General features: G+C 63.7%; 18 protein-coding genes. 7 read left to right on the top strand and 11 right to left on the bottom strand.

Features of this window, described 5'->3' with window-relative positions; translation table 11 throughout:
- Position 1: 1 nt before the first annotated feature.
- Positions 2 to 778 (bottom strand): DUF1194 domain-containing protein, encoded by a 777-nt coding sequence (locus EJ073_RS10110; protein WP_189347876.1) that lies wholly within the window; start codon positions 776 to 778, stop codon positions 2 to 4.
- Positions 779 to 961: 183 nt separating this feature from the next.
- On the bottom strand, positions 962 to 2,092 hold the full coding sequence (locus tag EJ073_RS10105) for a helix-turn-helix transcriptional regulator (protein WP_126055597.1): 1,131 nt from the start codon (positions 2,090 to 2,092) through the stop codon (positions 962 to 964).
- Between the two features lie 237 nt (positions 2,093 to 2,329).
- Between EJ073_RS10105 and EJ073_RS10100 the strand changes: the two genes are divergently transcribed.
- Positions 2,330 to 2,593 carry a hypothetical protein gene (locus EJ073_RS10100; protein WP_126055596.1) on the top strand — a complete coding sequence of 88 codons (264 nt, stop codon included), beginning with the start codon at positions 2,330 to 2,332 and terminating at the stop codon, positions 2,591 to 2,593.
- Between the two features lie 59 nt (positions 2,594 to 2,652).
- Here the strand turns inward: EJ073_RS10100 and EJ073_RS32730 are convergent, their stop codons facing one another.
- The gene (locus tag EJ073_RS32730; protein WP_281033057.1) at positions 2,653 to 2,760 is read right to left on the bottom strand and encodes a class I SAM-dependent methyltransferase; all 108 of its coding nucleotides are present in this window, start codon (positions 2,758 to 2,760) and stop codon (positions 2,653 to 2,655) included.
- A 597-nt stretch (positions 2,761 to 3,357) separates the two neighbouring features.
- Positions 3,358 to 3,780 carry a nucleoside-diphosphate kinase gene (ndk, locus tag EJ073_RS10090; protein ID WP_126055595.1) on the bottom strand — a complete coding sequence of 141 codons (423 nt, stop codon included), beginning with the start codon at positions 3,778 to 3,780 and terminating at the stop codon, positions 3,358 to 3,360.
- A gap of 179 nt (positions 3,781 to 3,959) precedes the next feature.
- On the opposite strand from ndk, the gene EJ073_RS10085 reads away from it, so the two are divergent.
- Positions 3,960 to 4,166 carry a hypothetical protein gene (locus tag EJ073_RS10085; protein ID WP_126055594.1) on the top strand — a complete coding sequence of 69 codons (207 nt, stop codon included), beginning with the start codon at positions 3,960 to 3,962 and terminating at the stop codon, positions 4,164 to 4,166.
- A 96-nt stretch (positions 4,167 to 4,262) separates the two neighbouring features.
- On the opposite strand, the gene bluB is transcribed toward EJ073_RS10085, so the two are convergent.
- Entirely contained in the window at positions 4,263 to 4,898 is a 636-nt protein-coding gene (gene bluB / locus EJ073_RS10080) for a 5,6-dimethylbenzimidazole synthase (RefSeq protein WP_126055593.1), read from the bottom strand.
- 272 nt (positions 4,899 to 5,170) lie between these two features.
- Between bluB and EJ073_RS10075 the strand changes: the two genes are divergently transcribed.
- The 3 genes from EJ073_RS10075 to EJ073_RS10065 all read left to right on the top strand — a co-directional run bounded on the left by EJ073_RS10075 (position 5,171) and on the right by EJ073_RS10065 (position 7,510).
- Complete coding sequence (locus EJ073_RS10075) at positions 5,171 to 5,683, top strand: DinB family protein (protein ID WP_126055592.1); 513 nt, start codon at positions 5,171 to 5,173, stop codon at positions 5,681 to 5,683.
- Positions 5,684 to 5,908: 225 nt separating this feature from the next.
- Entirely contained in the window at positions 5,909 to 6,484 is a 576-nt protein-coding gene (locus EJ073_RS10070) for a hypothetical protein (protein WP_126055591.1), read from the top strand.
- A 237-nt stretch (positions 6,485 to 6,721) separates the two neighbouring features.
- The gene (locus tag EJ073_RS10065) at positions 6,722 to 7,510 is read left to right on the top strand and encodes a GGDEF domain-containing protein (RefSeq protein WP_126055590.1); all 789 of its coding nucleotides are present in this window, start codon (positions 6,722 to 6,724) and stop codon (positions 7,508 to 7,510) included.
- Between the two features lie 101 nt (positions 7,511 to 7,611).
- On the opposite strand, the gene EJ073_RS10060 is transcribed toward EJ073_RS10065, so the two are convergent.
- The 5 genes from EJ073_RS10060 to EJ073_RS31520 form a co-directional block, all read right to left on the bottom strand.
- Positions 7,612 to 7,914 carry a DUF982 domain-containing protein gene (locus tag EJ073_RS10060; protein WP_126055589.1) on the bottom strand — a complete coding sequence of 101 codons (303 nt, stop codon included), beginning with the start codon at positions 7,912 to 7,914 and terminating at the stop codon, positions 7,612 to 7,614.
- A gap of 249 nt (positions 7,915 to 8,163) precedes the next feature.
- On the bottom strand, positions 8,164 to 8,343 hold the full coding sequence (locus tag EJ073_RS10055; protein ID WP_126055588.1) for a hypothetical protein: 180 nt from the start codon (positions 8,341 to 8,343) through the stop codon (positions 8,164 to 8,166).
- Positions 8,344 to 8,410: 67 nt separating this feature from the next.
- Complete coding sequence (locus tag EJ073_RS10050) at positions 8,411 to 8,707, bottom strand: hypothetical protein (protein WP_126055587.1); 297 nt, start codon at positions 8,705 to 8,707, stop codon at positions 8,411 to 8,413.
- 404 nt (positions 8,708 to 9,111) lie between these two features.
- A complete protein-coding gene (locus EJ073_RS10045) occupies positions 9,112 to 11,190 on the bottom strand; it encodes an ATP-dependent helicase (protein ID WP_126055586.1) in 2,079 nt (692 codons plus the stop codon).
- A gap of 77 nt (positions 11,191 to 11,267) precedes the next feature.
- Positions 11,268 to 11,438, bottom strand: coding sequence for a hypothetical protein (locus EJ073_RS31520; RefSeq protein WP_189347460.1), 171 nt, complete (start codon positions 11,436 to 11,438; stop codon positions 11,268 to 11,270).
- 137 nt (positions 11,439 to 11,575) lie between these two features.
- On the opposite strand from EJ073_RS31520, the gene EJ073_RS31515 reads away from it, so the two are divergent.
- Positions 11,576 to 11,743, top strand: a complete 168-nt coding sequence (locus tag EJ073_RS31515) for a hypothetical protein (RefSeq protein WP_189347458.1) — start codon at positions 11,576 to 11,578, stop codon at positions 11,741 to 11,743.
- A gap of 324 nt (positions 11,744 to 12,067) precedes the next feature.
- Here the strand turns inward: EJ073_RS31515 and EJ073_RS10040 are convergent, their stop codons facing one another.
- Positions 12,068 to 13,036 carry a LysR substrate-binding domain-containing protein gene (locus EJ073_RS10040; RefSeq protein ID WP_126055585.1) on the bottom strand — a complete coding sequence of 323 codons (969 nt, stop codon included), beginning with the start codon at positions 13,034 to 13,036 and terminating at the stop codon, positions 12,068 to 12,070.
- Between the two features lie 110 nt (positions 13,037 to 13,146).
- Between EJ073_RS10040 and EJ073_RS31510 the strand changes: the two genes are divergently transcribed.
- Entirely contained in the window at positions 13,147 to 13,980 is an 834-nt protein-coding gene (locus EJ073_RS31510; protein WP_189347456.1) for a hypothetical protein, read from the top strand.
- The last annotated feature ends 34 nt before the right edge of the window (positions 13,981 to 14,014 follow it).

The following is a 14,014-nucleotide window of genomic DNA, read 5'->3' as shown; positions in this document are numbered from 1 at the left end:
GTTACCGCGCGGTGGTTCCGATCATAGAGCAGTCGAACATCCGGCCGCCTGCCGGGCTGTAGGACGCGAGTCTGGGCCGCGCGGGCATGCCCGCGATCTCAAGGAGCAGCTTTCGGCGGATCGCGACTTCGAACTGCCCGAGATCGTCGATTCCGATCAAGAATGAGTCCGGTCCGCCAATGACACAGCGCTCGTAGTAAAGATTGAGATAGTGCTCGCCAAAGGATTGGAAGCCGTTTGAACCACCGCGCGGCAGCGAGACGGGCAGTCCATTGATGGTGATGCCGGAGCCTGTCAGCCTGTCGCGTATCGGCGCGACGGGCAGGCCGGCATTGTTGGGACCGTCTCCCGATACATCGATAATCCGGCGCGCCGCTGCGGTGCGGCTCTTTGCAAACAGGTCGCCCGCTGACAGAAGGGCGCCCGAAATGGAAGTGCCTGCCTGCGCTGTGACAGGCTCGACCGCCAGGGCGTCGGCGAACCGCTTGGCGTCGTCGTAGCTGCCGACGATCGTCCAGGGCAGAACGACGCGCTGATAGTTCGGCCCGGCCCATTCGAGATATGAAACAGCGATCATGCCGCGTGCGCCCGATCCTATGGCTCCAGCGAGGTCCGGATGCCGGAATGCGCTGACATAACCGTCACGCTGGACCCGTTGTTCGGACAAGCTCATCGAGGACGAGACATCCACCGCGAGGACCAGTTCGAGGTCGACGAGGGGCCTTGCTGGTTCAGCCGCCAGCGACACCGAGCAAAATGCGCCGATGAGGAACGCCATTGCCGCGATGCGCGATCGTGCCGGCCGCGCCCGCGAGTTGGAATGAATATCTTTGCCCAACGATAATGCCATCCAGCACTGCCCCGGGTTCCATAGGCGCGATCTCGGCAATCTGTTGGGGAAGTATGCGGTGGCAAGCGCATGCGCGCTTCACCCGAATGGGTGACGCGCAGTTCAGTGGTGTTAGGGGGCGCGCAAGCGTGATAGCAGCGCCGTGAGTTCGGCCTGGCGATGCGTTCCCGTTTTGGCGAGGATCGCGCGGAGTTGGGTTCGCGCGGTTTCACGGCCAATCGCCAATCGGGCGCTCGCGGCGTCGATCCCGTCGCCGGCGGTCAGGCTGCAAGCCAGCCGCGCTTCGGCTGCCGTGAGTTGGAAAGCCTGGCCGAGCAAGCGTGCCGATGGCGCATGTTCCCTCACAAGGTCGGTGAAGCAAAGCAGAAAGTCACCGCCGTTGAACAGGTCGCGCACGAATGCAGTCATCGGCACCAGCTCGGCAAGGAGCCAGAACGAAGCGTCGCGGGTGATGACTTCCGGGCTGGCCAAAAACGACCCGTCCACTGGGCTTGAGACGGCGGCGCTGATCATCCGCTGCAGGCGGGAATCGCTCTCCCGGTCGGCTGCGTGGATGTGGCCATGGCGAACTACGAGGCCCGAGCCGAGCAGTGCATCCGCATGCTCGTTGCAACGCGTCAGGCGCCCGTGGCAGTCGAGCAGCGCCGCGCCAAAATTGAACTGATCGAGGACGGCCAGGGTCGGGTCGAGCGAAATCTCCCAGATCTTCTCGGCCAGGCTGATGACCCGGCTGAGGTCCGGCGCCGCGCGCAGGAAATGATCGGCCGCGGACGGATCGAATGGCCCGCTGCGGGCGTCGCGGTACATCGACAGAACCCATCTGCGCTTCTTCACCGGGAAGCAAACGGCCGCCCACCACTCACGATGTCCTGGACCGGCTATTTCCTGATAGTAGGGCAGAAACCTCCGCTCCTCAGGCGTGGTGATTTCGTCCTCGACTGTGAAGCAAATTGCGGGCTTCGAAAGCCGCTCTGCCCTCTCCGGATGTGGGTCGGGAGCGCCTTCGATGTTTTCGAGCCAGAGCGCCGCGAATTCAGCGTGCTCTGTCGAGTCCGGGGTCGGCCTGGTCCGGTTGCGCTGATCGCTCCGAAAAGGGTGCGTGTCATCACGGACGCGGATGACGCAACTCGTCGTCCCCAGGGAATCGGCAAGGTTTTGCAGCGCTTGCGGCCACCGCCCGAATTCGAACGCGGCGTCGTAGCAATTCTCGATCGCGGACGCGATTCCCCGATCGGCAGCCATAAGAGTCTACCTGACGATGGATGGGCTACCACACGCGTCAAAGATACCACCGATCGGCGAAGGCCGGAATGGCTGGCCATATCGTCCTCCTGGGGGCGGCTGCGAGACTATCGCCGGAATAATCCGACCGCGCTGAGCGTTTCCTTCCATATGGCGGGCAGGCAAAAGGGATACGTCCCTCACTGAAGTCGCCCGGATCGAAAGCGGCTCGATCTGGCCACTCAAAGGAGTCCAGATATGAAAAAGCACGCGCTTATCCTTGCAGCCACATCGCTGATTGCCTTCGCTGGCATGGCCAGGGCGGACGACCATCTGGTCACGGCCCTCCAGCATGGCCTCAGTCCCGACAGCCAGGCCTTGCAGCCCAACAAGGCCGGTCACAGCGGCGACCTCGCGCCCGGGCAGGGCAGTCCGTTTGTCGGCGCCGATACCCAGACGCCGGCAACCGACACGGAAGCGGCGAACGAGCATGCGAATGTGAAGGAGCGCCAACCGAAATGACGGGAATCCGCCGCGAGGGGCGGCGGGCATCCGCTGCGTAGGTCCGGCAACGGTTGCGCTCAGCCCTTTGCCTTCTCGAAAAGCGCGCCATAGTGGTAAGTCAGCCGCCGCCGGGCGGCCTCCAACTGGCTGGCATCGATGTCGATGCCAACGACGTGCCGGGCCATGCCGCCATCGGCAAGGTGAACCAACCGTCGCCGCAGCAAAGGTCGATCGCCTCCGTGCCGGATCTCAGCACACCGGCGGGGTCTGGCCATAACGCCTCCCACCAGGTGCTCGACGGCATTTCGGTGCCTTGGAAGAAGCCGGGAATGGCGCTGGTCGGCCTGGCCTGCTGGAATGTCTCGATCGCCGCTTCAATCCAAGCCGGAAATTCCCGGCAGGCACTACTGACTGGAGAGGCTTCGGCTGATTTCGTCTTCGTCGAAGATCCAGCGCCATCGCTTGCGCGGCAAGGTCCGCGGCTTCGGGGCTGCCGGTGCCGATGCCCCGCTCCTGGCAGATGCGGTCATAGATACGCTTCAGCAGGACAAGGTCGTCAGGGTAGGCGACGCCGCTGGTGGAAACCTTGGGATTGATCATCGCCCGCTTCAGGTTGGAGGGGCGGAAGCGCGATAGTCACTCACAGCCGGCGATGCCCTTGGGAAGTTATCACCGATGGCATCAACCTAGCGCGACCGGCGGGTCTGTCCACCCCTCAGGAATCGAAAAGGCGGCGCCGGTCCGACCGGCTGCCGCCTTCAATCACTCGTCGTGCTGAAGGTTCAGCCGACGATCTCGGTGTCGGAGAACCAGTACCTGATCTCCTGCGCCGCGGTCTCCGGTGCGTCGGAACCGTGCACGGAGTTCTCGCCAATCGACAGCGCATGTACCTTGCGGATGGTACCGTCGGCGGCGTTGGCCGGGTTGGTGGCGCCCATCACGTCGCGGTTCTTGACGATCGCGTTCTCGCCTTCCAGCACCTGCACGATGGTCGGGCCCGAGGACATGAACTCCACCAGTTCGCCGAAGAACGGGCGTTCCTTGTGCACCGCGTAGAAGCCTTCCGCCTCGCGGCGGCTCATCCACACCCGGCGGGAGGCGACGACGCGCAGGCCGGCGTCTTCCAGCATCTTGGTGATGGCGCCGGTCAGGTTGCGCCGGGTCGCGTCCGGCTTGATCATGGAAAAGGTGCGTTCGATCGCCATTGGGTCGTCCTTGTGATGAGAATGGATTGCGGGGTGGCGGGCTCTATACAAGCCGCTTCGCCCCTTGCCAAGGGGAGCGCCAAGGGAAGCACTTGCCGGCGGCGTTCTAGCCAAGGGCGGCGCTTTGCGCGACAATGGAGGCTCGGGACAGGAACGAAGGAAGCCGGGCGCGGCGCGAGATGAACTGGCCCTATCTGAGACGCGGGGATGTAGCCGGCATCCTGCTTGTCGCCGTCCTCCTCGGTGCCGTGGCCTTCGTCCTGCTGCTCCATCCCGGAATGGGATCGCGCGAGAATTTCGGCTTCGGCCCGGAATGGCAGTGCGCCCGCATGGAGCAGGGCGATCCGATCTGCGTCAGGCTCGTCGACAAGGATGCGGCGAAGTGACCGGATTCCAGGAAAAGTGTGTAGCGGTTTTTCGTTCGGGCTTGCGTAGGACAAATATCTGGAGTGGTTCAGCGTTCTTCAAAACGCCGAGGCGCGCTATCGCCTGAGGATCACTGCCGGGCGCCGTTGTTCCCAGCCCTCACGCTCCAGCGTCGGCACGCAATCCTCCTCGCTGGGGTAGCCCAGGCAGAAATAGCCGATCAGCGTCCATTCCGGCGGCGTGTCGAGGATGCGGGCGATCTCGGCCGGATCGAGGATCGACACCCAGCCCATGCCTATGCCTTCGGCGCGAGCCGCCAGCCACAGCGTGTGAACCGCCATGACCGCCGAATAGTCGATGGTGGCGGGCATCGTCAGGCGGCCGAGCCCATGGCCTTGCGCCGTCGTGCGGTCGGCGAAGACCGCGAACTGGCAGGGCGCCTCGGCCAGCCCAGCGAGCTTCAGTCGCGCATAGAGCGCCGCCCGCTCGCCGGAAAAACATTGCAGCGCTTCGGCATTGCAATGCTCGAAACAGGCTCGCACGGCCCCGCGGCGCTCTGGGGCGTCGACCACGACGAAGCGCCAGGGCTGGCTGAGGCCTACGGATGGCGCGATGCTGGCCAGCGCCAGCAACCGTTCCAGCGTCCCGTCGTCAAGCGGCGCCGTCTTGAAACGCCTGACGTCCCGGCGCCACTGCATCAAGGTGATGAGCCCGAGGCGAAATTCGTCGGAGAAATCCGGGGCTGATGCCATGCCGCAGCGCTGCCTTCGTGTGATTGCCCGGGTCTGCCCGGCTGCTTCTTTCTTTGCCCCGATCAAGGCGGCGGTGAGGCACGCGAAGCGACGCAGGCACGTCCACTTTGTCGCATTTGGGGAGGGAGGAGGTGGTAGGGGCAGTGGGGCAGTAGGTATCCCTCCCTATCTTCCCTACTGCCCTATTCCCTTACTCGCCCAGAATCGTCATTGGCGCGAATCCTCCAAGGGTTTAGGTAGGCCTGAACTGGAACGCGAGCGAGGACGGAGAGATGAAACAGCATTTCATGATGTTTGCAGCCTACAACCAGTGGGCCAACGGCCGCATCTACGATGCCGCCGCCGATCTCGATGACGCGGAGTTCGAGCGCGATGTCGGTGCCTTCTTCGGCTCGATGATGGGAACGCTCAACCATCTCCTGGTCGCTGACCGCGTCTGGATGAAGCGCTTCAGCGGCGAGGGCGACGCGCCGGCGAGTATCGACAGGATTGTCCACCGCGCCCTGTCCGTTCTCAGGCTGGCGCGCGAAGCGGAAGACAAGCGGATCATCAGTTGGATCGACGGCATGAGCGAAAAGGCGCTCGCCGGCCGCTTCTCCTACATGACCCTTTCGGACATGCGCACCATCTCGCAGCGGCTGGCGCCGGCGCTCAGCCATTTCTTCAACCATCAGACCCATCATCGCGGCCATGCGCACATGATCCTGACCGTGCTTGGCCGACCATCTGTGCCGCTCGACCTGGTGCTGTTCCAGCGCAGCGAGGAAGGCCGCGCTTACGCCTGACGTTCCGGCAGGAACCCGGTGCTTAAGTTCCTGAAATTTAAAATAAGAGAAATTTCGTCTAAATCTTTCGAGCAGAAGTGCAGCGATTGAAAACTACGATTCGTGATATGAGCACGAGCTAAAGAAACCAAAACACCACTCTCCACGTATCTTTTCGAAGAACGAACGTGCGTTTAAGTTGCAGAATGCTGCAATGCAGAAGTAGTAACCACACAGGAGAGTGTTATGGCTAGTATCGTAAAGAGATTCGCCAGCACATTGGCGAGTGGTGCAATCATCGTTGTTCTTGCCATGCCGGCGAACGCGCAAAGCGTCGGGCTTGGTGGACTTGGCGGCGTATCCGTTGGCGGCAACAGCGCCGACGCCAATGCGGGCGGCCCAGATGGGGCTGACGCAAATGCATCTTTCGGTGGCAGCAACACCAGCGCCAGCGTTTCGATCGGCGGCTCGGGTGGCGCCAATGGGGCCGCCACCATCGGCGGGAGCGATTCCACGGCTACGGCATCCATCGGCGGCACCAACGGCGCCGGAGCCACTGCGACCTTGGGCAACGGCACCAACAGCGCGGCCGGCGTGACGCTCGGCGGCACGAGCGTTGGCGCCAATGTCGGTGTTGGCGGCACCGTTCCTGGAGCTCCCGGCGCGACTCCGCCCGGAACTCCGAACCTGGCCTCCGTTGTCGCCGAAATGTCGAGCGGCCAACTGGCACGGATGAAGAAGCGCTGCGTCGACGTGCTCAGCAGCGAAGGCACCTATGATCGCGACCTGCGGCAGCTCTGCCTGATGATCGCGCGGCACTGACATTTCCGGCGAGGGGGGTGTCGAACCAGCCGTGAGGCCGTGCGCCGGCACTCTCCTGGCCTCCGGCCAGTCGGAAGGCCCGCTATCCAGGCGCTAACGAGGTGGCGGGCCTTTTGCGCATTACAGCTGGCGGTCGCCCTTCGACAGGCGGTTAACCACATTTGAATTGCAACTAATATGTTAGGAATTCGTTTGCGCTCCGGCTGCAAGATAGGCCAGTTGTAGTGGAGCAAGGGAATGCGCATCGATTTGTCCCCGACGAGCTGGGGCAGGGTCATCGCGGTCACCATTGCCGGCACGGCGGTCTGCATCGCCGCGGCCTTTTTCGTCGATTCCTACAATTTTCCCTTGCTGTCGCCCGATGCGCTGTGGCGGGCGCAGATGACGGACCTTTTGCTGCCGCTCGTGCTGGCGGGATCGTTCTTCTTCTTCCTGATGTTCAAGATGCGCCAGTTGGCCGTCGCGCAGAAGGCGCTGAGCATCGTCGCGGCCACCGACAGTCTGACGGCGGTGTTCAACCGCGGCGCCTTCTCGATGCTCGTCGAGGCCTATCTCGATCAGGCCCGCAGCCAGGCGGTCGTCGATGCCGGCGCCTTCCTGATCGTCGATGCCGATCATTTCAAGACCATCAACGACCGTCTCGGACATGATTGCGGCGACCAGGCGCTGAAGCTGATCGCCAAGACGATCAAGGGCCAACTGCGCGGCGCCGACATTGTCGGCCGCATCGGCGGCGAGGAGTTCGCGGTCTTTCTGCCCGGCGCCGACGCGTCGCAGTCCTGGCTGGTCGCCGAAGGGATCAGGCGGCGCATCCGCGAGGTGGAATTCTCGCCCGACGGCCGGCCTTGTCCGCTTTCGGTTAGCATCGGCGGCGTCGCCTTCAGCGGCAACACCACCTATGCCGACATGTACCGGACGGCCGACAGCCACCTCTACAAGGCAAAGTCGAACGGCCGCGACCAGGTCAGCTTCGCGACGGCCGCGCTGCTTGGCACGCTGACCGACGACGCCGCGACGGTTCATTGAGAAGTAGCAAATAGTGCGTAGCGAATAGCGAATGGCTGTGCGCCGGCTGGCGCATTCATTGCCGTCCCTACTCGCTGTTCCCTATTCGCTACTCACTCACTTCATGCCGCATAGCCGCCAAAGCTGCGCGCCACCGGCTTGACCGAGACGGCGGGCTGGGCGGCGGGCCAGAGGATGCCTGCCGTAACCGCGAAGGTGATCAGCGCATCGCGTGCCGCCTCAGCGGAGATTCCTCCGGCCCGCGCGGCCTCGCAGGCCTTCACCGCGGCACCATAGCTCAGCCGCCGCCGCGACGGCGGGAATTCTGTCAGGAATTCATGCATGTCGAACAGTGACGCGATCATGCGCTTGTGGCCGGCGCCTACGGTGAGGGCGACCGGGGTGAAGAACGTCCTGTCGTGCATTCTGGCCTCTTGGGTTTGGGGCGGAGATGGCGGGCGCCGCTCTCCGGTCGGGGGTCGAACGCCAAGGAACGCGGAAGGCGGCGGGAGGTTCCATGATTTTCAGGGCAGAGGGCAGAAGGGCAGAAGGGCAGAAGGGCAGAAGGGCAGAAGGGTTAGTGGGTTCCCCTTTTCTCACTGCCCGGTCCTCGCCGGCCTTTGCTGTGCTGGTCGAAGCGCTGCGCTACGACGATAGATGGACTCCGGCCAATGTCATGGCGCCGCGGTCGTTATGAACTGGTCCGGCGCGGATGGCCCCGGATGGTGCGTCGACAGCGCCAGGAAGAGGATGGCGACGCCGGCAACAAGTGCGGCAACGACATTGACGAACAGCCGTCCGGCCAATTGGCCAAGCCGCTGCCGACGGCTCATGCTGCTGGGAACTAAGCGCATTTGAGCCCTCCCTCGGCGGGCGGGCGCTCACCGGCCTCTAGCCGTGGTTCGCGCCCATCCCCCGATGTCACCAGCCCCGGTGCCAGCCGCAGCTCCACACCCGCTTGATCACGAGGCGGTGGTGGTGCCAGCGCTTGTGCACCCGGACCTTGCAGCGGTCGCGGTCGTGATGGCGCCAATGGGGCCGATAGTCACGATCATAGTCACGCATGGCATAATGGCGATGATGGCGGCGCCAGGAATAGTCGTCGCTGTAGCGTGTGCCGTCGTCGGTGGTGATCGTCAGGCTTGCCGCCTGCGCCGGAATTGCAGTCGGCGCCAGCGTTGCCAGGCCAAGCATGGCCGCGAGGATCAGCTTGTTCATCATTGCCTCCTTTGCATTAGGTCCCGCTAACGGAAACCCGTCCGGCGGTGGATGGTTCCATCGCGATGGAGCGGGCCCCTGACACGTTTCGTGAGGCCCGGCGCGATGCGGACCCAATCAGTCCGTCGCATCCGGGGCATGGAGGACCAGACAATCCATGGAAACGGCATAGGCGCCGGTCACGCGCGTCACGCGCACAGATGCCAGCTGGTTCCCGTCAGCGATGGCGCAGGGCGTCGCCGCATCAACGGGCGGCATCTGCCGATCATGCCGCTTCCCCGCAGTCTGCCTGGCAGCGCGGCGGTGCATTGGGCCATGTCTGCACGACTGGGGTGTCTGTGCCGGGTGCAGGAAAGCAAGATCACGCCACCGCCGCTACAGGCATGCCGCAGGCAAGATCTCGCCTATTTCCACATGCCGCGCATGCGCTGGCCGAGGTCGACGCGGACCTGCGGCTGGCGGCGCGGATCGTCCTTCGCCTGCACGCTCGCCCAGGACGTCTGCTCGAAGGCATTCAGCATCGAGGCTGGGATGAAGCGGCTGCGCGCGGCATAGACATGGCGGTCGCCGCGCGCCGCCTGGCCGTGCACGAAGAAACGCTGCGGCATGACGAGATGCAACGTGTCCCTGGCCCGCGTCATCGCCACATAGAGCAGGCGCCGCTCCTCCTCGATGTCCTCCTTGCTGCCGACACCGAGGTCGCTCGGGATGCAGCCGTCGACTGTGTTGAGCACGAAGACGTTCTTCCATTCCTGGCCCTTGGCCGAATGGATGGTCGACAGGATGAGATAGTCTTCGTCGCGATGCGGAGGGCCGGCCTCGTCGCTGGTTGCGTCAGGCGGATCGAGCGTCAGCTCGGTGAGAAAACGCTCGCGCGACGGGTAACCGGAGGCGATCTGCTCGAGCTGTAGGAGATCGGCGCGGCGCATCGTCGCGTCCTCATGTATGCGCTCGAGATGCGGCTCGTACCAGAGCCTGATCCGTTCCAGGTCTGCCGGCCACTTGGCGCCCGCGCGCAGGCCTTCGTAGAGCGACAGGAAGGGAGGCCAGTCCTCGGCCGCGCGCTGCGGCGGCCGGTAGCGGGCAAGCCCCATCGCCTCGTCGAGCGATGTCGCCATCGTCTCGACGATCTGCGCGGCGGCCGACGGGCCGATCCCCGGCAACAGCTGCAGCACGCGGAAGCCGGCGACGCGGTCGCGCGGATTTTCGGCAAAGCGCAGCACCGCCAGCATGTCCTTGACATGGGCGGCGTCGAGGAACTTCAGCCCGCCGAACTTGACGAAGGGGATGTTGCGGCGCGTCAGCTCGATCTCCAGCGGCCCGCTGTGATGCGAGGCGCGGAACAGCACCGCCTGCGACTTCAGCGCCGTGCCGGCCTCGCGCTCGGCGAGGATCGCCTGGCAGACATAGCTCGCCTGTTCGGCCTCGTCGCGCACGCTGACCAGGAGCGGCTTCTCGGACGATCTGCGCTCGCTCCACAGGTTCTTGGTGAAGCGCTCGGAAGCCTCGCCGATCACCGCATTGGCCGCCGCCAGGATCGTCTCGGTCGAGCGGTAGTTGCGCTCCAGCGTGACGATCGACGCTTGCCGGGCGAACTGCTTTGGGAAGTCGAGGATGTTGCGCACTTCCGCGGCGCGGAACGAGTAGATCGACTGCGCGTCGTCGCCGACCACGGTCAGCCCGGAGCCGTCGGGCTTCAGCGCCGTCAGGATCGACGCCTGCAGCCGGTTGGTGTCCTGGTATTCGTCGACCAGCACATGGTCGAAGCGCGACGACAGATGCGCCGCGATCTCCGGCTCGGTCGCCATCTGCGCCCAGTAAAGCAGCAGGTCGTCGTAATCGAGCACGTTCTGTGCCTGCTTGGCCTCGACATAGGCCGAAAACAGTTCCTTGAGCTGGTCTGCCCAGCCAGCGCACCACGGAAACACCGCGCCCAGCACCTCGCCGAGCGGCGTCTGCGCGTTGACGGCGCGCGAATAGATCTGCAGGCAGGTGCCCTTGGTCGGGAAGCGGCCCTCGGTCTTGGAGAAGCCAAGCTCGTGCCGGGCAAGGTTCATCAGGTCGGCGGAATCCTCGCGGTCATGGATGGTGAAGGCGGGGTTGAGGCCGATCTCCAGCGCATAGTCGCGCAAGAGCCTGGCGCCAATGCCGTGGAAGGTGCCGGCCCAGAAGAGCGCGTCGGCGATGACGGAAGCGTCGCGCCCCAGCACCTCGCCGGCGATCCGCTCGACGCGCTTGGCCATTTCAGATGCAGCGCGACGGGAAAAGGTCATCAACAGGATCCGGCGCGGATCAGCGCCCTTGACGATCAGATGCGCCACGCGATGCGCGAGCGTGCTTGTCTTGCCGGAACCGGCGCCGGCGATGACCAGCAGCGGCGGCGCGACCTGGCCGTCGCCATGCTCGACGGCCAGCCGCTGCTCGGCATTGAGCTTGTCGAGATAGGCAGGCCGGAAAGACGAATCACGGATGGCGAGGTTCATCGCCCATCAAGCATCGTTTCCGCTTTGTTCGCAATGGTTGCGACGCTGCCAATCTCCGCCAGGGGAGTTTGGCTTGCCTACCGCCGTGTCTCTACGCCCATTGCCGCCGACTGGCGCCGCAGCGACCGGCGTTCCTCATCCTCCGGCAGCGGCAGTGGCTCGAAGCTGTCGGGCACCTCGTCGATGACCTTCTTGGCGAAGCGGTAGGTCGCATAGGCGAACAGGCCAACAATCAGCAGACGGAACATGATCAATTCTCCTTCGGCGGACCAACCGGGGAGGGGGCATTTTGTTCCGCCGTCTTCCTCGCCACCTGCTCGAAGTGCAACCAATCAGCCATCCCCTCGTTTGCCCTCATAAAAGGGGCGAACGAGAGGAGGTTGTCATGATGAAGCTTCCGATGCTGCTGGCTTTGGGGCTCGCGCTCGCCGCCTGCGACAACAATGTCCAGCCGACCAAGGCGCCCGTCGACCAGAATCCGCAGGTCGACAAGAACCCGGTGCCGAAGTCCACAACTGGCGGCGACCAGCAGGGGACGCCGCCGGCGCAGTGACGCGCCGCTCATGAAGCGATCGGCGCGGCGAGATGACCACAGGCGCTGCAAGAAGAAGGCCGGCGCTGCTTGGGAGGAAGCGGAAAGCGCCGGCCAAGCGGGAAAGTCAGGCCCGCCGCAAAACAGACTATAGCTGAGTCTTGCCGCCAGGTCAGGGGATGGGTTGGGGAAGACTTCTCGAATTGTGTGAAATTCGTCTGAAAATTCGTGTATTGTGTGAAATCTACAACAAAAACCCAGAGTTGCGACAGGGCATCGTCATTTGTACCTGATGGTTGCCCACATAGTGTGAAGTATAGCCTCAAAAATGAGCGAGCGGCTGTCTCAAGCCATCGCCGCCCGCCTCACTGGCACCCCGGCGATCTCAAGGTCCAGCTGGCGCTGAGTCAGCGCCGCCTCCGCCATCACCCATTGCTTGAACAGCACAACCTTGCGCGCCGCGTGCTGGGTATCGGGGCTGACGAAGTACCAGCCGGCGGTGTTGGGGTGATGCACCGCGAACGGTGCCACCAGCCGCTCGGCGCGGATGTCGCTCGCCATATAGGCGCGGTTGGCGACGGCAAAGCCCAGGCCTGCATTGGCCGCCTCGTAGGACATCATGCAGGAATCGAAATATATGCTCTTGGTCTCGCCGAGCACGAAGCTCGCCCCGGCAAAGGCAAGCCATGACTGCCAGTTCTGGGTGCAGGTGTCGGAATGGAGGAGCGTGAAATGCCGAAGATCATCCGGCGTCACCTTCGACAGCGGCTTGTCGCCGAGGATCTCGTGGAAGAGTTTCCTGCTGCACACCGGCGTCAGGTCTTCCTTGAACAAAAGGTCCGCCTGCAGCCCGGGGAAGCTGCCGTCGCCATAGCGTATTTCGAGATCTATCTCCGAGGTCGCGAACTCATGCGTGGCGTAGGAGGTCGAGACGCGCATCTCGATGTCTGGATATTGCCGCTGGAACATCGGCAGGCGCGGGAACAGCCAGCGCGCTGCGAAGGTTGGCAGCACCGAGATCTTGAGCACATGCGCCTGTGATTGCCCGGTCGCTTCCATGCTCGCCGCCACGATCCGCTCCAGGGCTTCGCGCACCCGCGACACATAGGTCTCGCCTTCCGGCGTCAGCGACACGGCGTTGCCGCCGCGCTGGAAGATCTTGAAGCGCAACTGATCTTCCAGGCTTTTGACGCGCTGGCTGACTGCCGAGGCGGTGATGAACTGTTCTTCGCCGGCGCGCGTGAAGTTCCCGTGCCTGGCAGCACTCTCGACGATCTTCAGCGAATTGAGGTTGACCTGACTGAGCAGACGCACCGTTTTCGACCTTAAGCTGGGCTTACGGTAGCACCAGCATTCCTAAATTTACAGGGGTGGGCGGATTAATCGACTGTTTACCAAGTGTTGCCCCCACCTGGAGAAGTAGAATGAACGCCCATACCATCCCCGAACTGCGCTATGCGATGAGCCGTGAAGCCATCATCGGCCACGACACCGCCTGGAAAGTGTCGAGCTTCGGCGTCGCGCAGTATCTGCACGGCTACGACCCGGCGCTGCTTGCCGCGATCGAGGAGGCCGCGTTGAAGCTGAAGTCCAGCCACGCCATCCACAAGCATCTCGATCTTACCTTCATCACCGGCGCCGACCGTTACATTCCCGAGATCAAGGAACTGCTGAACGACAAGCTCCGCTTGGAGCGGCTCTCCGACATGATGGGCACCAAGCTCGAGCCCTATCCGCTGTCGATCGTCGGCTCGACGGTCACCTTCATGAATCCCAAGGACGGTGCCGTCGAATGGCATTGCGACGGCGTGCCGGTCACCGAGCTCATCCCGCTGTCGATCAGCGATCCGCTGATCGGCGGTCATCTGGAGATCTATTGCGATGATTCCGAGACCGGGCGGGCGATCCTGGAATCCGGACGCGAGATCCCGCGCAACCGCATCATGCGCATCGACCACAAGATGAACTACGCGACGCTCGGCCAGTTCCTCGGCGTGCTGCACCGCACGGCGCCCATCCAGCTCGGCTCGCGCGTCACCCTGGTGCTCAACCAGCGTTCGGTCGCAAAACCCTATGTCGACGACAACCGGATGTTCTACCTCGCCGCCGACAACGATCATGACCGCGAATGGGTGAACGAGCTGGCCGATGACGTCTGGAACAATCAGCTGCCGGCCTATCGCCGTTTTGCCGAACAACATCCCGCGCCGCAGCCGGTCACCGAACCGGTCTCCGGCGGTGCCAGGGAATCATGGTAATGAGGTCATGGGCGGGAACCGGCTTGCTTTACTG

The sequence above is a fragment of the Mesorhizobium sp. M4B.F.Ca.ET.058.02.1.1 genome, assembly GCF_003952505.1.
GTDB lineage: Bacteria > Pseudomonadota > Alphaproteobacteria > Rhizobiales > Rhizobiaceae > Mesorhizobium.
This window is presented reverse-complemented; position numbering and strand designations above follow the sequence as displayed.